This window comes from Pseudomonas sp. (assembly GCF_030683065.1).
In the GTDB taxonomy this organism is placed as follows: Bacteria; Pseudomonadota; Gammaproteobacteria; order Pseudomonadales; family Pseudomonadaceae; genus Aquipseudomonas.
The window spans coordinates 34,587-51,278 of record NZ_JAUXMX010000026.1 but is presented as its reverse complement, the minus strand read 5'-3'; the positions used below and the strand labels follow the sequence as shown (position 1 = coordinate 51,278).

At 61.9% G+C, this 16,692-nt stretch carries 15 protein-coding genes; 11 read left to right on the top strand and 4 right to left on the bottom strand.

The window, feature by feature from the left end:
* The first annotated feature begins 120 nt into the window (after positions 1-120).
* Together Q8K09_RS06275 and Q8K09_RS06270 are read left to right on the top strand one after the other, a co-directional pair.
* Complete coding sequence (locus Q8K09_RS06275) at positions 121-846, top strand: response regulator (protein ID WP_305254109.1); 726 nt, start codon at positions 121-123, stop codon at positions 844-846.
* Positions 843-2,447 carry an ATP-binding protein gene (locus Q8K09_RS06270; protein ID WP_305254108.1) on the top strand — a complete coding sequence of 535 codons (1,605 nt, stop codon included), beginning with the start codon at positions 843-845 and terminating at the stop codon, positions 2,445-2,447. Before Q8K09_RS06275 ends, Q8K09_RS06270 begins: the two co-directional genes overlap by 4 nt.
* Positions 2,448-2,962: 515 nt before the next feature.
* On the opposite strand, the gene Q8K09_RS06265 is transcribed toward Q8K09_RS06270, so the two are convergent.
* The 4 genes from Q8K09_RS06265 to minC all read right to left on the bottom strand — a co-directional run bounded on the left by Q8K09_RS06265 (position 2,963) and on the right by minC (position 5,696).
* Complete coding sequence (locus tag Q8K09_RS06265; RefSeq protein WP_305254107.1) at positions 2,963-3,688, bottom strand: RluA family pseudouridine synthase; 726 nt, start codon at positions 3,686-3,688, stop codon at positions 2,963-2,965.
* Between the two features lie 101 nt (positions 3,689-3,789).
* Positions 3,790-4,044 carry a cell division topological specificity factor MinE gene (minE, locus tag Q8K09_RS06260; RefSeq protein ID WP_305254106.1) on the bottom strand — a complete coding sequence of 85 codons (255 nt, stop codon included), beginning with the start codon at positions 4,042-4,044 and terminating at the stop codon, positions 3,790-3,792.
* Entirely contained in the window at positions 4,041-4,856 is an 816-nt protein-coding gene (minD, locus tag Q8K09_RS06255; RefSeq protein WP_305254105.1) for a septum site-determining protein MinD, read from the bottom strand. Before minD ends, minE begins: the two co-directional genes overlap by 4 nt.
* Before the next feature lie 99 nt (positions 4,857-4,955).
* Positions 4,956-5,696 (bottom strand): septum site-determining protein MinC, encoded by a 741-nt coding sequence (minC, locus tag Q8K09_RS06250; protein ID WP_305254104.1) that lies wholly within the window; start codon positions 5,694-5,696, stop codon positions 4,956-4,958.
* Between the two features lie 169 nt (positions 5,697-5,865).
* On the opposite strand from minC, the gene Q8K09_RS06245 reads away from it, so the two are divergent.
* From Q8K09_RS06245 to astE, 9 genes are all read left to right on the top strand, one after another.
* Entirely contained in the window at positions 5,866-6,795 is a 930-nt protein-coding gene (locus tag Q8K09_RS06245) for a lipid A biosynthesis lauroyl acyltransferase (RefSeq protein WP_305254103.1), read from the top strand.
* Between the two features lie 374 nt (positions 6,796-7,169).
* Entirely contained in the window at positions 7,170-8,372 is a 1,203-nt protein-coding gene (locus Q8K09_RS06240) for a patatin-like phospholipase family protein (RefSeq protein ID WP_305254102.1), read from the top strand.
* 387 nt (positions 8,373-8,759) lie between these two features.
* Positions 8,760-9,980 carry an aspartate aminotransferase family protein gene (locus tag Q8K09_RS06235; protein ID WP_305254101.1) on the top strand — a complete coding sequence of 407 codons (1,221 nt, stop codon included), beginning with the start codon at positions 8,760-8,762 and terminating at the stop codon, positions 9,978-9,980.
* A gap of 180 nt (positions 9,981-10,160) precedes the next feature.
* Entirely contained in the window at positions 10,161-11,177 is a 1,017-nt protein-coding gene (gene aruF, locus Q8K09_RS06230; protein WP_305254100.1) for an arginine/ornithine succinyltransferase subunit alpha, read from the top strand.
* An 11-nt stretch (positions 11,178-11,188) separates the two neighbouring features.
* Positions 11,189-12,205, top strand: coding sequence for an arginine N-succinyltransferase (astA, locus tag Q8K09_RS06225; RefSeq protein WP_305254099.1), 1,017 nt, complete (start codon positions 11,189-11,191; stop codon positions 12,203-12,205).
* Between the two features lie 88 nt (positions 12,206-12,293).
* Complete coding sequence (gene astD, locus Q8K09_RS06220) at positions 12,294-13,757, top strand: succinylglutamate-semialdehyde dehydrogenase (protein ID WP_305254098.1); 1,464 nt, start codon at positions 12,294-12,296, stop codon at positions 13,755-13,757.
* Positions 13,754-15,103, top strand: a complete 1,350-nt coding sequence (astB, locus tag Q8K09_RS06215) for an N-succinylarginine dihydrolase (protein WP_305254097.1) — start codon at positions 13,754-13,756, stop codon at positions 15,101-15,103. Before astD ends, astB begins: the two co-directional genes overlap by 4 nt.
* A gap of 105 nt (positions 15,104-15,208) precedes the next feature.
* Positions 15,209-15,493, top strand: a complete 285-nt coding sequence (locus Q8K09_RS06210) for a topoisomerase II (protein ID WP_305254096.1) — start codon at positions 15,209-15,211, stop codon at positions 15,491-15,493.
* Between the two features lie 10 nt (positions 15,494-15,503).
* Positions 15,504-16,520, top strand: a complete 1,017-nt coding sequence (astE, locus tag Q8K09_RS06205; protein ID WP_305254095.1) for a succinylglutamate desuccinylase — start codon at positions 15,504-15,506, stop codon at positions 16,518-16,520.
* The last annotated feature ends 172 nt before the right edge of the window (positions 16,521-16,692 follow it).

The window sequence follows — 16,692 nt, the reverse complement described above, 5'->3', positions numbered from 1 at the left end:
TGCATGCTGTTGTCACCTTCTTTAAGCATGCCGCTGGCGCACGCCGATCTGCGCCATGGGGTTTTGCATTGCTACAATCAGCGACTTTTCGCCGTCGTTGACCTGTCCCTGGAGGCAGCCGTGCAGCAGCAAGACACCTGGCACATCCTTATTGTCGAAGACGACCAGCGCCTGGCCGAGTTGACCCGTGATTACCTGCAGGCTAATGGCCTGGCAGTGAGCATTGAGGGCGATGGCGGCCGGGCGGCAGCGCGGATTCTGAAAGAGCAGCCGGATCTGGTGATTCTCGATCTGATGCTGCCGGGCGAGGACGGGTTTTCGATCTGCCGCAAGGTGCGCGATCAGTACGACGGGCCGATCCTGATGTTGACCGCCCGTACCGACGACATGGACCAGGTCCAGGGCCTGGAAATGGGCGCCGACGATTATGTCTGCAAGCCGGTGCGCCCGCGGTTGCTGCTGGCCCGTATTCGCGCGTTGCTGCGGCGGCGTGAGGGCGTGGCTGCGCCGGAAGGCGAAGGCACGCGGCGCCTGGAGTTTGGTCGGCTGGTGATCGACAGTGCAATGCGTGAGGCCTGGCTGAGCGGGCAGGGCATCGAGCTGACCAGCGCCGAGTTTGATCTGCTCTGGCTGCTGACGGTGAATGCCGGGCGGATCCTCTCGCGCGAGGAGATCTTCAATGCCTTGCGTGGGATCGAATACGACGGCCTGGATCGCTCCATCGATGTGCGTATTTCGCGGATACGGCCCAAGATCGGCGATGACCCCATGCACCCGCGAATGATCAAGACGGTGCGCAACAAGGGCTATCTGTTCGTCGCCGAGGCTGCCGAAGCGCTGCTATGAATTCGATCTTTCTGCGCATCTATGCCGGCATGCTGGCGGTGCTGGTGTTGGTGGCGCTGCTCGGCGTCGGTACGTTGCACCTGGTCAACGAGGTGCGCGCGGAGCAATACCGCGAGGACCTGGCGCGCGGTACCTTTCGCTTGATGGCCGACAACCTGGCGCCCATGAACGATCTGGAGCGGCGCCGTGCACTGGTGCTGTGGACGCGTTTGTTGGGTATTCCCCTGGCTATTGAGGCGCTGCCTGATGCGAGCCTCGACAGTGGCGCCCGTAACCGCCTGCAGCGCGGGCAGGTCCTGGTGCAGCAGATCGGCCCCCACGCAGCGACCATCTATAGCCAGATCAGCAAGCAGCAACCGCTATTGCTGACCGGCGAGGTGCAGCAGATCAGTGAGCAACTGTTGCGCGCTACCGTTTACCTGTTGATCGATGAGCTGGTCCGCGCGCCGCAGGACGAGCAGCCGCAACGCCTGGCCGAGCTGAAGCAGGCCAAGCAGTTTGGCTTTGATCTGCGCTTGGTCAGCCTCGACCAGGCCGCTCTGGACGCCGATCAGCGCCGGCGGGTAGATGAGGGCGATACGGTGATGGCGCTGGGCAAGGGGGGCGACAGCATCCATGTGTTCGCCGGTATCGTCGGTACGCATTGGGTGCTGGAAATTGGCCCGCTGTACCAGATGAGTCCCTATCCAGCGCAGTTGTTGGTGTTGATCGGTGTGCTGGGCCTGAGCTTGATCGGCTTGACGGTCTACCTGCTGGTGCGGCCGCTGGAGCAGCGCTTGGGTGATCTGGAGGGCGCCGCTTCGCTGATCGCCAGTGGCCGCCTGGATGCGCGGGTGCCGACTCGGGGTACGGATTCGGTCGGGCGGCTGGCAGCGGCGTTCAATGCCATGGCCGAGCATTTGCAGCGTTCCCTGAGTATTCAGCGCGAGATGGTGCAGGCGGTGTCCCACGAGTTGCGCACACCCGTGGCGCGCCTGCGCTTCGGTCTGGAGATGATCGGCGATGCCGAGAGCGAAGTGGCGCGGCGCAAATACATGGATGGCATGGACAGCGATATTCAGGACCTCGACAAGCTGGTCGACGAGATGCTGACCTATGCGCGCCTGGAGCAGGGTGCGCCGGCACTGAACTTCCAGCAGGTTGATCTCGCTCAGCTGATCGACCAGGTGATCGACGAACTGGCGCCGTTGCGCCCAGGTATACGGGTCGAGCTCGGCCCGGCACTGCCTGCCCTGGATGGCAGCGGTGCGCTGGTCGAGGCGGAACTGCGCTACCTGCACCGCGCCATGCAGAACCTGGTGAGCAACGCCATGCGCCATGCCGAATCGCGGGTGCGGGTGAGTTATCAGGTAGGTGCACAGCGTTGCCGCCTGGATGTCGAGGACGACGGCCCCGGCGTACCGGAAGACGCCTGGGAGCGCATCTTCAACCCCTTCCTGCGCCTGGACGACAGCCGTACCCGCGCCTCCGGCGGCCATGGCCTGGGCCTGTCGATCGTACGGCGGATCATCTACTGGCACGGCGGCCGCGCCCAGATCAGCCGCAGCGAACACCTGGGCGGCGCCCGTTTCACCCTGATCTGGCCGCGCAAACAGGCGTGAACGACGGCGTTATTTCAGCCCGAACCGGCTGCGCCCGCAGGCGTGAGCGACGGCGCTCCGACGAGTGCTGTCGCGGACAAGGCTAGGCGCCCCCGTCGCTCCTACATGGTCGAGCGGTGAACCTGTGGGAGCGGCGGGGCGCCTAGCCTTGTCCGCGAAGCTGTTTGATGGCGCCCACGACCTGCATGGTGACCCCGGACCCCGGATGCGCTGCGCACGCAGGCGTGAGCGACGGTGCTCCGGCGAGTGCTGTCGCGGACAAGTCCCCTCCTACATGGTCATGCGGTGAACCTGTGGGAGCTGCGGGGGGCGCCTAGCCTTGTCCGCGAAGCTTTTTTGGGTGGCGGTCGCGCATGGGCACGGCCCTGTTCGCGCGGCTTGCTTGGGTCGGATCCAGAGCGGTGCGGGCGAGTCTGAGGCCGTGGCGCGGGGGGTTATTGGTGCGCGCGGCGCACCCTACGTGACGCGTTCAGATAAGCGATATGCGCAGTCAGCATGGCGCACCCTACGTGATGCTAGAACGGCGCGGGACAGTCGAAGCGCAGGCGTTCGCCGCTTTGTGGGTGGGTCAGGCCGAGCATGCAGGCGTGCAGGCACAGGCGCGGGTAGGCGGCCAGGGCTTGTTCGTGGGCGTACAGGGCGTCACCGAGTAGCGGGTGGCCGATCGACAGCATGTGCACGCGCAGTTGGTGCGAGCGGCCGGTGATCGGCGTCAGTTCGACCCGGCAGTAATCCGCGTAGCGTTCGAGCACCCGCCAGTGGGTCAGGGCGTGTTTGCCGACTGCGTGGTCGACCACATGCCTTGGCTTGGTCGGCGGGTCGTAGCGCAGTGGCAGGTCGATGCTGCCGCTGTCCTGCTCCGGCTGGCCCCAGCACAGGGCGATGTAGTTTTTTTCGGTTTCCCGGTCATGGAACTGCCGCGACAGCTCGCGGTGGCTGTCGGCATCGCGGGCCAGGACGATAATCCCTGAGGTTTCCCAGTCCAGACGGTGGACGATGCGCGCTTCCGGGTAGCCGTTTTCCTGCAGGCGGGTGACCAGGCAATCGCGGTTGTCCTCGGCGCGACCGGGCACCGAGAGCAGCAGGGTGGGTTTGTTGATTACCAGCAGGGCGGCGTCCTGGTGGAGAATTTCTACTTGGCTGAGCGGCATGGGGATTCTTGGCTGGGGGTGCTGGAGCCTTTGTGGGAGGGGACTTGTCCGCGAAGCCTTTGTCTTGCTGGTTAAAAGCTTCGCGGACAAGTGACTAGGCGTCCCCCCCCTCCTACAGGTTCTGTGAGTGGCTTAAATAAAATGGCGGCCCTTGGGCCGCCACTTATTCAGCTTTCGCCTGCGGATACAAATTAACGATCCGGCAGGGTGATGTTGAGTTCCAGAATCGAGCAGCTGCCCTGGCTTTCCAGCGCGACCTGCACCTGATCCGAGTCGATATTGACGTACTTGCGGATCACTTCGACCAGTTCTTGTTGCAGCGCCGGCAGGTAATCCGGCTGGCTGCGCTGGCCGCGCTCGTGGGCGACGATGATCTGCAGACGCTCTTTCGCAATCGACGCAGTGGTTTCTTTCTTGCGTTCACGAAAGAAGTCAAAAATGTTCATTCACGACCTCCAAACAAGCGTTGCATGAATCCCTTCTTCTGCACATCGAGGAATCGGTGTGCCACTTCCTTGCCCAGCAGACGGTCAACCGCGTCGCTGTATGCCTGGCCTGCGTCGCTCTGGTCATCGAGGATCACCGGCACGCCCTGGTTAGAGGCTTTGAGAACAGCCTGCGACTCAGGGATCACGCCGAGCAGGCGGATGGCGAGGATTTCTTCGACGTCTTCAACGCCAAGCATTTCGCCTTTGATCACGCGCTCCGGGTTGTAGCGGGTCAGCAGCAGGTGTTCCTTGATCGGCTCTTCGCCTTTCACTGCGCGGCGCGACTTGCTCGCCAGCAGGCCGAGCATGCGGTCGGAGTCGCGGACCGAGGAAACCTCGGGGTTGGTCACGACAATCGCTTCATCAGCGAAGTACATGGCCAGGTGCGCACCTTTTTCGATACCGGCCGGCGAGTCGCAGACTACGTATTCGAAATCTTTGCGCAGTTCTTCGATGACTTTTTCCACGCCTTCTTCGGTCAGCGCATCCTTGTCACGGGTTTGGCTGGCGGCCAGCACGTAGAGGTTGTCCAGGCGCTTATCTTTGATCAGTGCCTGCTTCAGCGTGGCTTCGCCGTTGACCACGTTGACGAAGTCGTACACCACGCGGCGTTCGCAACCCATGATCAGATCGAGGTTACGCAAGCCGACGTCGAAGTCGACAATCACAGTTTTGTGCCCACGCAAAGCGAGGCCGGTACCGATGGCGGCGCTGGTGGTGGTTTTACCCACACCACCTTTGCCGGAAGTGACTACGAGGATCTTGCCCAAGGTGATTCACCCCAAAATATAAAGAAAGACGGGAATCCGAGAGCCATGCGAGGCTTCCAGATGCCTTTTTTAGTCCCTGAAAATTGGCGGCAGTATCCGTTAAAGACGGGTGATGTTCAACACGTCACCCGACAAGCTGACCTGTATTGCTTCGCCCCATAGCGGGTCGCGGCGCAGGTCTTCAGAAACCTTGTATTGCCCGGCTATTGAAAGCAGTTCTGCACCCAATTGCTGGCAGAAGATCCGCGCCGCGGTGTTGCCCTTTATGCCGGCTAGCGCGCGACCACGCATGGGTGCGTAAACATGGATGTTGCCATCGGCGAGAAGTTCCGCGCCGGAGCTGACTGGCGCCAAGACAATAAGGTCGCCACCCTGAGCATAGACCTGCTGGCCGCCACGCACCGGGCTGGTGATGATCTTGCTCGGTCTGACCTCTGGTTCTGCGGGGGGTTCCGGCTTTTTGGGTGCGGCGTTACCGTCGCTGGGTTCGATCGGCCGTTCGCGCGCGCCGGATGGCGGTAGCACGGGTAAGTCCAGGGCGCTGGCAGCGGCGATGTCGTTCTCACGGTTGGCGCGCACGGCCAGGGTGCGCAAGCCATGCCTGCGGCACAAGGTAATCAAGGCGCCCAGGTCAAGGCTGCCTTCGCCTTCTGGCAGCTTGTCCAGCGCCAATATCAACGGCGCGTTACTGAAGAAGTTCGGTGCCTGGGCGACTTTGGCCGCCAGTTGCTGGTCGAGGCGCTCAAGGTCGTTGTATGCCAGTTCCATCACGGTGATGGCCAGCATACTGCCCTTGAGTTGGAATACGGGGTCTTGGTCGAGTAGATCGGCTTGGCTCATGGTCTGCCTGATACGCCTTGTCGGTCGTGACGAAAGTAGCCGGGACTTATAGCGATAACCCCGCTGTGCTGCAAGCCGGGCCGCGCTTTTGCGCGATTTCTGATAAAACGCGGGTGATAAAAACGTCGGTGCTAGAATGCCCCGCTTTACGCTTTGTTCGGGATAGTTGATGGATCGTCCAGTCTTTCGTGCCTATTTCCTGCATCCACGCTTCTGGCTGCTGTGGGTGGGGCTTGGTTTGCTGTGGTTGCTCGCGCTGCTGCCTTATGCGTGGTTGATGTGGCTTGGCCGCCGCCTTGGTGGGCTGATGTACCACCTCGCCGGGGCGCGCCGGGAAATTGCCGCGCGCAACCTGGAGCTGTGCTTCCCTGAGCTGTCTGCCGCTGAGCACAACAGCCTGCTACGCGAAAACTTCGCCTCGACGGGCATGACTTTTTTCGAGATGGCGATTAGTTGGTGGTGGCCGGCTGCACGGCTGGCCAAGCTGGGCCAGGTCGAGGGGCTAGAGCATCTGCGCGCGGCTGAGGCCGACGGGCAGGGCGTGCTGTTGATGGCCTTGCACTTCACTACCCTGGAAATGGGTGGCGGCCTGCTGGGTATGCGCCAAGACATGTATGGCATGTACCGCGCACACAAAAATCCATTGTTCGACTATGTTCAGCGCCGTGGCCGCGAGCAGCGTTTGCAGGGGGTGATCGAGCGCGACGATGTGCGCGGCATGCTCAAGTTGCTGCGCGCCGGCAAGGTGATCTGGTACGCGCCGGATCAGGACTATGGCGCGCAACGCAGTATTTTCGTGCCGCTGTTCGGCGTGCCGGCAGCGACTGTGACGGCGACCAGCAAGTTCGCCCGCCTCGGTCGGGCGCGGGTTATACCGTTCACCCAGACACGCCTGGCCAACGGTGGCGGCTATAAAGTGGTGGTGCACCCGCCACTGGCGGATTTCCCCGGGGAGAGCGAGGAGGCCGACTGTTTGCGGGTCAATCAGTGGATCGAGGCGGCGATCCGCCAGCAGCCGGAGCAGTATTTGTGGGCCCACCGGCGCTTCAAGACGCGGCCGCCGGGTGAGGAAAAGCTCTACAAGAAGCGTCGCGGGTAGTGTCGGCAATAGTGGCGAGGAGCGAAGGCGCGCGCGATTGGCGATCAATGTCTTCGACGCCGCGCTGTCGCGCAGCACACTGTGTAGGAGCCCGGGGGACGCCTAGTCCTTGCTGCGGTTCGGCGCTCCGACGATGCTTTTGATCTGCAGGTATCGCCAGATCGCCAGCAAGCTGGCTCCTACAGGATTCATGTCAGGATTTAATTTATACATATAAAACAACAGGTTATTTTTTTGACAAGAGGGCTTCAGTCGCGAAGCTTTTGCTGTACATCGGAAATTTCGCGGCCTAAGCGGGGGTGTTGCTCAATGAAACGCCCTCCTGCCAGGCCCTACAGCCTTTCAGGCTGCAAGTTAAGGATTCGGAATCCCCTATGACGCCAAACACTCCTTCCAGCGAACCGGTCACCGGGCTGATTCTTTCCGGTGGCGGCGCGCGGGCGGCCTATCAGGTCGGGGTGTTGGCGGCGATTGCCGATTTGCTGCCGGATGCCGCGCAGAATCCGTTTCCGGTAATCGTCGGCACCTCGGCCGGGGCTATTAATGCAGTCGGTCTGGCGTGTGGCGCCTTGCATTTTGGCGAGTCGATCCGGCGCCTGACCAAGGTTTGGCAGGGCTTTCATACCGCCCAGGTGTACCGCAGCGATTGGCCGGGTGTGTTGCGTCAGGCCAGCCGTTTTGTCGGCCACAGCTTGCTGGGCTTGGGCGGGGACGTGCCGGTGGCGCTGCTCGACAGTGCGCCGTTGCGTGAGTTGTTGCAGCGTGAACTGGATCTTTCCGGGATCGCCGCGTCGGTGCGTCATCGTCAATTGCGGGCGGTGGCGGTGACGGCGTTCGGTTACGAGTCCGGGCATGCCGTGACCTTCTATCAAGGGCGCGCCACCATCGACCCCTGGATGCGCCATCGCCGGGTCGGCGTGCCGACTCGCCTGACTGTCGACCACTTGCTGGCCAGTTCTGCGATTCCGCTGCTATTCCCGCCCGTGAAGATCAATCGCGAGTATTTCGGCGACGGCGCTGTACGCCAGTCCGCCCCTATCAGTCCGGCACTGCACCTGGGCGCTACCCGGGTATTGGTGATCGGTGTTGGCGGCAAGCCGCAGGCTGAGCCAGACGGCGCTGTCAGCGGCACGATGCTGGCTGCCAAGCCGCCGAGCCTTGCGCAAATCGGTGGGCATCTGCTCAACAGCACCTTTATTGACAGCCTGGAAGGCGATATCGAACTGCTCGAGCGCCTCAATGTGATGAGTGATCTGATCCCGCCGGAGCATCGCCCGCGCGGTCTTGGGCTCAATCCGGTGGAGGTGCTGGTGATTTCGCCAAGCCAGCCGCTGGACGTAATCGCCGCCCGCCATCGCCACGAACTGTCGGCGGTGCTGCGCCTGTTTTTGCGCGGGCCGGGGGCAACCAAGGCCAGTGGCGCGGGGGTGCTCAGCTATTTGCTGTTTGAAGCCGGCTATTGCAACGAGCTGATCGAGTTGGGTTACCAGGATGCGATGACCCAGCAAGCTGCCTTGAGCGATTTTCTAGGCCTGAGTAGCCAGCCGGTGGAGCAGGGGCAGCCGATCACGGCGTAGCGTCGCGTCAACCATGATATGTCGGTTCAATGCCAGGCTTGTGTGGGAGGGGCTTTAGCCGCGATTGACCTTGAAGGCGCTGAAAGCATCGCGGCTAAAGCCCCTCCCACGGAAAGCGACAGATTATTCGTGTCGCGACACGAGCCAAGCGCTAAAACCTGCCGGTCAGCTTGTGGATAATCTCCGCGCGCTGTGCACGGAAGTGGCGAACAGCGTTTAAACTGCGCCTTCCCGACGCTTTCTGTCGCATTTGCGAAAGCTCAGGTTTTCCTCGGGTTGGCGCTATAAGAAGTTGTCGCATAGCGGCAATGCCGGCCCCGAATCAATCCCTACAATCCACCAACTGCCTGCCACTGCATGCAGGTGTTACTCGTCAGGAGAGTTCCGATGTCCGTTCAGCACGACCCGGTTCAACGCGCCGATTTCGACCAAGTGATGGTTCCCAACTATGCCCCGGCCGGCTTTATTCCGGTGCGCGGTGCGGGTTCCCGAGTCTGGGATCAAAGTGGTCGTGAGCTGATCGACTTCACTGGCGGCATCGCCGTGAATGCCCTGGGTCATTGCCATCCGGCTCTGGTCGCGGCGTTGACCGAGCAGGCCAATACGCTGTGGCATATTTCCAACGTGTTCACCAACGAGCCGGCCTTGCGCCTGGCGCACAAGTTGGTCGAGGCGACGTTCGCCGATCGGGCGTTTTTCTGTAACTCCGGCGCCGAAGCCAACGAGGCCGCTTTCAAGCTGGCCCGTCGGGTGGCTTTTGACCGGTTCGGTGAAGACAAGTACGAAATCATCGCGGCAACCAACAGCTTTCACGGCCGCACGTTGTTTACCGTCAGCGTAGGTGGTCAGCCTAAGTATTCCGATGGCTTTGGGCCGAAGATCCAGGGCATCAGCCATGTGCCGTACAACGATATCGAGGCGCTCAAGGCCTTGGTTTCCGCCAAGACCTGCGCCGTGGTGCTGGAGCCAATCCAGGGTGAAGGCGGTGTTTTACCAGCCGATCTGGCCTACCTGCAGGCGGCCCGCGATTTGTGCGATGAGTACGATGCGCTGCTGATCTTCGACGAAGTGCAGAGCGGCATGGGCCGCAGCGGTTCGCTGTTCGCCTATCAGCATTACGGGGTGATCCCGGACATTCTCTCCAGCGCCAAGAGTTTGGGCGGTGGTTTCCCGATCGGTGCCATGCTCACCACCGAAGCGCTGGCCAAGCATTTGGCGGTCGGCACCCACGGCACCACTTACGGCGGTAATCCGCTGGCTTGCGCGGTGGCCGAGGCGGTGATCGATGTGGTCAATACCCCGCAGGTGCTCGCCGGGGTGAAGGCCAAGCAGCAACGCTTCAAAACCACCCTGGAGCATCTGGGCGAGCAGTACGGGGTGTTCAGTCAGGTACGCGGCCTCGGTCTGCTGATCGGTGCGGTGTTGAGTGATGCCTGGAAAGGCAAGGCCAAGGCGATTCTCGATGCCGCGGCATTGCACGGCGTGATGGTGCTGCAAGCCGGTCCGGACGTGGTGCGTTTTGCCCCGAGCCTGGTGGTGGAAGATGCCGATATTGATGAGGGTCTGGCGCGCCTTGAACGTGCGCTCATTGAGCTGACGCAAGCCTGAGTCGACAGCCTGGCGGTGAGTCGTTTGTGCTCGCCACGGGCTGCGCTTGCTTGGTTTATGGATAAACCGAGCCACTTCCAGGGATGACTTTCTCCGTGTGTGCTGTGGCCTTCGGGTTGCGGTTTCCCCAGGTTGTTCGTGATGAGCGGTCTGGGGCTTTTCTTGAAAAGGAGTGACACCATGCTGGTGATGCGTCCCGCGCAAATGGCCGACCTGAGCGAAGTGCAGCGTCTCGCCGCGGACAGCCCGGTTGGTGTGACTTCGCTGCCGGATGATGCCGGACGGCTGCGCGACAAGATCGCGGCGTCGGATGCATCGTTGGCCGCCGAGGTGAGCTTCAATGGTGAAGAGAGCTACTTCTTTGTCCTCGAAGACAGCGACAGCGGACGCCTGCTCGGCTGCTCGGCGATTGTCGCCTCGGCCGGTTATTCCGAGCCGTTCTACAGCTTTCGCAACGAAACCTTCGTGCACAATTCCCGCGAACTTAAGATCCATAACAAGACCCATGTGCTCTCGCTGTGCCATGACCTGACGGGTAACAGTCTGCTGACCAGCTTCTATGTCGAGCGGCCGTTGGTGGGCAGCGTCTGGTCCGAGCTGAATTCGCGCGCGCGTCTATTGTTCGTTGCCAACCATCAGGAACGGTTTGCCGATGCGATGGTGGTGGAGATCGTCGGGCACAGCGACGAGCATGGTGACTCGCCATTCTGGGACGCCGTGGGGCGCAACTTCTTTGACATGACCTACGCCGAGGCCGAGCGCCTGTGCGGGCTGAAGAGCCGGACCTTTCTCGCCGAGTTGATGCCGCATTACCCAATATATGTGCCACTGCTGCCGGATGCGGCGCAGGAAGCCATGGGTCAGGTGCACCCGCGGGCTCAGGTGACCTTCGACATTCTGATGCGCGAAGGCTTCGAGACCGATCATTACATCGACATTTTCGACGGCGGGCCAACCCTGCATGCGCGTACTTCGGGGATTCGTTCGATTGCCCAGAGCCGTGTGGTGCCGGTCAGGATCGGCGAGCCGATCAAGGGTGGGCGTGCATACTTGGTGAGTAATGGCCTGTTGCAGGATTTTCGCGCGATTGTCGCGGACCTCGACTGGGTGCCTGGCAAACCGGTCACTCTCAGTCTTGAAGCTGCCGAAGTACTCGGCGTCGGCGAGGGCGCCAGCGTGCGCCTGGTTGCGGTTTAAGGAGTTAGCGCATGATCGTTCGTCCCGTTCGCACCGCCGATCTACCGGCTTTGATTGATCTGGCTCGCTCCACCGGTGCCGGCCTGACTACCTTGCCCGCCAATGAGGAGCGCCTGGCGCATCGCGTCGGCTGGGCGGAGAAGACCTTCGCCGGCGAGGCCGAGCGCGCCGATGCCGACTACCTGTTCGTGCTGGAAAACGACGCCGGCCAAGTGGTGGGTATCTCCGCCGTGGCCGGCGCGGTCGGGCTGCGCGAGCCCTGGTACAACTACCGCATGGGCCTGACCGTCTGCGCCTCGCAGGAATTGAAGATTCACCGGCAGATTCCCACCCTGTTTCTCGCCAATGACCTGACCGGCAACTCCGAGCTGTGTTCGCTGTTTTTGCGTAGCGATCACCGTTCGGGGCTCAATGGCCGCCTGCTGTCCAAGGCGCGCCTGCTGTTTATTGCCGAGTTTCGCGAGTTGTTCGGTGACAAGGTGATCGCCGAGATGCGTGGCATGTCCGACGAGCAGGGCCGTTCGCCATTCTGGGAAAGCCTGGGCCGGCACTTCTTCAAGATGGAGTTCAGTCAAGCGGACTACCTGACCGGGGTCGGCAACAAGGCCTTCATCGCCGAGTTGATGCCCAAGTTTCCGCTCTATACCTGCTTCCTCTCCGAAGATGCACGCAACATCATCGGTCGCGTCCACCCGGATACCGAGCCGGCGCTGGCCATGCTCAAGGGTGAAGGCTTCAGTTATCAAGGCTACGTCGACATCTTCGACGCCGGTCCGGCCGTCGAGGCGGAAACCGCGAAAATCCGTGGCGTGCGTGACAGCCAGGCGCTGGTGCTGGCCATCGGCACGCCTGGGGACGATGCCACCACCTTCCTGATCCACAACCGCAAGCGCGAAGACTGCCGTATCACCGTCGGTGCCGCACGTCTGGCCGCTGGCACCCTGGTGGTCGATCCGTTGACTGCCAAACGTCTGCAGTTGGCCGTTGGCGACCAGGTAAGAGCGGTGCCACTGTCGGCCCGCGGCTGACTGCTTCACGCCTGATTCGTGCCGCTCAATCGAATAGTCCACCCGGGGCAACGCCGGGTGATTAAATTGCTGAGAGTGATAAAACAATATGAGCACTCATTACATCGCCGGTAGCTGGCAGCTTGGTCAGGGCGAAGCCCTGGAATCGTTGAATCCGGTCAGTCAGGCTGTGGTCTGGCGTGGCCAGGCGGCCTCCGCCGCCCAGGTCGAGGCCGCTGTGGTGGCCGCCCGTGCAGCCTTTGCGGACTGGGCTTGCTGTTCACTGGACGGGCGTATCGCCGTACTGGAGCGTTTCGCTGTGGCCCTCAAGGCACATGCCGACGAGCTGGCTCAGGCGATTGGCGAGGAAACCGGCAAGCCGCTGTGGGAGTCTGCCACCGAGGTGACCAGCATGGTCAACAAGGTTGCCATTTCGGTGCAAAGCTACCGCGAACGTACCGGCGAGAAGAGTGCGCCACTGGCCGATGCTACTGCCGTGTTGCGGCACAAGCCGCATGGCGTGGTGGCGGTGTTTGGCCCTTACAACTTTCCTGGTCACCTGCCCAATGGTCACATCGTTCCGGCGCTGCTGGCGGGTAACTGCGTGCTGTTCAAACCCAGCGAGCTGACGCCGAAAGTCGCTGAGCTGACGGTCAAGTGCTGGATCGAAGCCGGTCTGCCGGCCGGCGTGCTTAATCTGTTGCAGGGCGCGCGGGATACTGGCGTGGCTTTGGCTGCCGAGCCAGGCATCGACGGGCTGTTCTTCACCGGGTCGAGCCGCACCGGCAACCTGCTGCACAGCCAGTTTGCCGGTCGCCCGGAGAAAATTCTGGCCCTGGAAATGGGCGGTAACAACCCGCTGGTCGTCGATCAGCTCGCCGATTCAGAGGCGGCGGTCTACACCATTATCCAGTCCGCGTTTATTTCCGCCGGTCAGCGCTGCACCTGTGCGCGCCGTTTGCTGGTGCCGCAGGGCGCGTGGGGCGATGCCTTGCTCGCGCGTCTGGTGCAGGTCGCCGGGCAGATCAAAGTCGGTCGTTATGATGAACAGCCGGCGCCTTTCATGGGCTCGGTGATTTCTCTGGGCGCAGCCGCACAGCTGATCACGGCCCAGCAACAGTTGCTCGACAAAGGCGCCACGGCGTTGTTGGCGATGACCCAGCCGCTGCCAGGTGCCGCCTTGCTGACGCCCGGGATTATCGATGTGACGGCGCTGACCGAACGGCCGGACGAAGAGTTCTTCGGCCCGTTGCTGCAGGTCATCCGCTATGCCGATTTCGAGGCTGCGATCACTGAGGCCAACAACACCCAGTTCGGCCTGGCCGCCGGTTTGCTGTCCGACTCCCACGCACGCTACCAGCAGTTTTGGTTGCGCAGCCGCGCGGGCATCGTCAACTGGAACAAGCAGCTGACTGGCGCAGCGAGCACGGCCCCGTTCGGTGGCGTCGGCGCTTCTGGCAACCATCGCGCCAGTGCTTATTACGCGGCGGACTACTGCGCCTACCCGGTAGCCTCACTGGAAAGTGAACGCCTGAGCCTGCCTGCCACCCTGACTCCGGGAGTAAGTCTGTGAAGCCTGCGTATGAAGTGAATTTCGATGGATTGGTCGGCCCGACGCACAACTACGGCGGCTTGTCCTACGGCAACGTTGCTTCGCAGAGCAGCAGTCAGGCCGCTTCAAATCCGAAGCAAGCGGCCAAGCAAGGCCTGGAGAAGATGAAGGCGCTGATGGACATGGGCTTCAAGCAGGGCGTACTGGCCCCGCAGGAACGCCCGGATGTCGCGGTACTGCGGCGCCTTGGTTTTACCGGCAGCGACGCCCAGGTGATCGAGCGGGCAGCGAAGGACGCCATGCCGTTGTTGGTTGCGAGCTGCTCGGCCTCGAGCATGTGGTCGGCTAATGCCTGCACCATCAGTCCAAGTGCCGATACCGTGGACGGTCGGGTGCACTTCACTGCAGCCAACCTCAATTGCAAGTTCCACCGTTCAATCGAGCATCCGACTACCAGCCGCCTGCTCGGCGCCATGTTCGCCAATACGCAGCACTTCGCTCACCACGCTGCCTTGCCGGCGGTGGCGCAGTTCGGCGACGAGGGCGCGGCCAACCACACGCGCTTCTGTAAAGGCTATGGCGACGCCGGGGTGGAGTTTTTCGTGTTTGGTCGCAGTGCCTTCGACAGCCGCTACCCGGCGCCGCAACGCTACCCGGCGCGGCAGACCCTGGAAGCCTCGCAGGCGGTGGTGCGCCTGCATGGGCTGAGCGAGGCGGGGGTGGTCTATGCTCAACAGAATCCGGCGGTGATCGATCAGGGCGTATTCCACAACGATGTGATCGCGGTGGGCAATGGTGAGGTGTTGTTCTATCACCAGGATGCCTTTCTCGATACCGACAGGGTGCTGGCTGAGCTGAGCGAGAAGCTCGCTCGTCGTGGCGGTAACCTGCAGGCCGTTTGCGTGCCGCGCGATGCGGTCATGGTCGAGGATGCGGTGAGGTCCTACCTGTTCAACAGCCAGTTGCTGTCGCGCGCCGACGGCAGCATGTTGCTGATCGTGCCCGAGGAGTGCCGCAACAACGCCACTGTGTGGAGTTACCTGCAGCAGCTCACCAGCGGCAGCGGGCCGATACGCGAGGTCAAGGTGTTCGATCTCAAGCAGAGCATGCAAAACGGTGGCGGCCCGGCCTGCCTGCGTTTGCGCGTGGCGCTCAAGGAGCATGAACTGGCTGCGGTGAATCCGGGGGTAATCATGACCCCGGATCTGTATGACACGCTCAACGTCTGGGTCGACAAGCATTACCGCGATCGCCTCAGCGAGAGCGAGTTGGCTGACCCGCAATTGTTGATTGAATGTCGCACGGCACTGGATGAATTGACCCAGATCCTTAAACTGGGCACGGTTTATCCTTTTCAATTAGCCTAAGTGGCAAGGTCATAGGGTGGATGTCGCTTTTTACATCCACCATTTTCTCGCCATGGTGGATCGATAAAGCGTGATCCACCCTACGTCCAAATCTGTGGAGATTTTATGAGCGACGCCCTGCAACTGATCCTCGAAGACGAAGATGGTACCCAGCTGGAAACAACCTGCACCCGTTTTGCGGTGATGTGGCAGGGCAAGGAAGTCTGGTTTCAGCAGGTAGGTAACGGTCAACTGATGATCGGCGTTGACGTGGAGGAGGGGGACAGCGAATACGCCAACCTGCTGCTGCGCCCGCTGGCCACCAACCTGGTCAGTCTGGAATTGGAGATGGAAGCGGCAGAGCCCGGCGACGACGAGCACGTGCACGGCCCTGATTGCAATCACGAGTGAGGTAACTCCTATGCTTGCCCTCGGCAAACTGCTTGAACTGACCCTGGCCGGTTTTGAGCCGTCAGCGAAGATCCAGCTCACGCCTGAGGGCGCGCGTTTACGCTGGCTTGCCGAGGGCGCGCTGGAGGTGACGCCGCCAGTGGCCAGCGACAATGGCCTGGACCTGCTGCTTTCGGCGGGCATCCACGGTAACGAAACAGCCCCTATCGAATTACTCGACCGCCTGCTGCGCGGCATTGCTCGTGGCGAGCTGAAGCCGCGGGCGCGCATCCTCTTCCTGTTCGGTAATCCACCGGCGATCCGTCGCGGTGAGCGTTACATCGACCAGGACATCAATCGCCTGTTCAATGGTCAGCACGAGCAACATGCCGGGGTCGAAGCCATGCGTGCTTGTGACCTTGAGCACCTGGCCGCGAGATTTTTCAGCAACCCCGAGCGCGAGCGCCTGCATTACGACCTGCATACCGCGATCCGCGCCTCGCAAATCGAGCAGTTTGCACTCTACCCCTGGCAGGAGGGACGACCGCGCAGCGTGCGTGAGCTGGCCCGGTTGAACGCCGCAGGAATCGAGGCGGTGCTGCTGCACAACAAGAGCTCGATCACCTTCAGCGCATACACCTACACCCAGCTGGGCGCCGAGTCGTTCACCCTGGAGTTGGGCAAGGCGCGTGCCTTTGGGCAGAACCAGCAGGTCAACCTGGATCTACTCGAACAGCGCCTGCAACACATCATCGAAGGCAGTGAGCCAGAACCTGAGCCGCAAGGGCGCGAGCTGGAAGGGCTACAGATGTTTGCCGTGGCGCGGGAAGTCATCAAGCACAGCGACACCTTCAAGCTGCACTTGCCGGCGGATATCGAGAACTTCAGCAAGCTGCCGGTTGGCTACCTGCTGGCCGAGGACCTTGCGGGCACTCGCTGGGTAGTTGAGGAGCCGGAGACGCGGATCATCTTCCCCAACCCCAAGGTGAAAAACGGTCTGCGCGCGGCCATCCTCATCGTTCCCGCCGTAGACGTGCAACTGGCCTGATCGCCCCTCAGAGGGGAACCCACAAGCCTCGCTGCGCTCAACCGTCGTAGGGTGCGCCGTGCGCACCAAGGTAATGCGGTGCATGATTGGCTTCGGGATGATCCATGTATTCGGTGCGCACGGCGCACCCTACGGGGGTAGCCGCTCCCGCATGCCCAGACCGGCCATTCGG

What these genes read in the sequence shown, in the direction of transcription:
- Q8K09_RS06235 (WP_305254101.1), top strand. Translation starts at nt 8,760, where the DNA reads ATGTCCGTTCAGCACGACCCGGTTCAACGCGCCGATTTCGACCAAGTG.
- Q8K09_RS06270 (WP_305254108.1), top strand. Translation starts at nt 843, where the DNA reads ATGAATTCGATCTTTCTGCGCATCTATGCCGGCATGCTGGCGGTGCTG.
- Q8K09_RS06245 (WP_305254103.1), top strand. Translation starts at nt 5,866, where the DNA reads ATGGATCGTCCAGTCTTTCGTGCCTATTTCCTGCATCCACGCTTCTGG.
- Q8K09_RS06240 (WP_305254102.1), top strand. Translation starts at nt 7,170, where the DNA reads ATGACGCCAAACACTCCTTCCAGCGAACCGGTCACCGGGCTGATTCTT.
- aruF (WP_305254100.1), top strand. Translation starts at nt 10,161, where the DNA reads ATGCTGGTGATGCGTCCCGCGCAAATGGCCGACCTGAGCGAAGTGCAG.
- Q8K09_RS06210 (WP_305254096.1), top strand. Translation starts at nt 15,209, where the DNA reads ATGAGCGACGCCCTGCAACTGATCCTCGAAGACGAAGATGGTACCCAG.
- astE (WP_305254095.1), top strand. Translation starts at nt 15,504, where the DNA reads ATGCTTGCCCTCGGCAAACTGCTTGAACTGACCCTGGCCGGTTTTGAG.
- minC (WP_305254104.1), bottom strand. Translation starts at nt 5,696, where the DNA reads ATGAGCCAAGCCGATCTACTCGACCAAGACCCCGTATTCCAACTCAAG.
- minE (WP_305254106.1), bottom strand. Translation starts at nt 4,044, where the DNA reads ATGAACATTTTTGACTTCTTTCGTGAACGCAAGAAAGAAACCACTGCG.
- astA (WP_305254099.1), top strand. Translation starts at nt 11,189, where the DNA reads ATGATCGTTCGTCCCGTTCGCACCGCCGATCTACCGGCTTTGATTGAT.
- astD (WP_305254098.1), top strand. Translation starts at nt 12,294, where the DNA reads ATGAGCACTCATTACATCGCCGGTAGCTGGCAGCTTGGTCAGGGCGAA.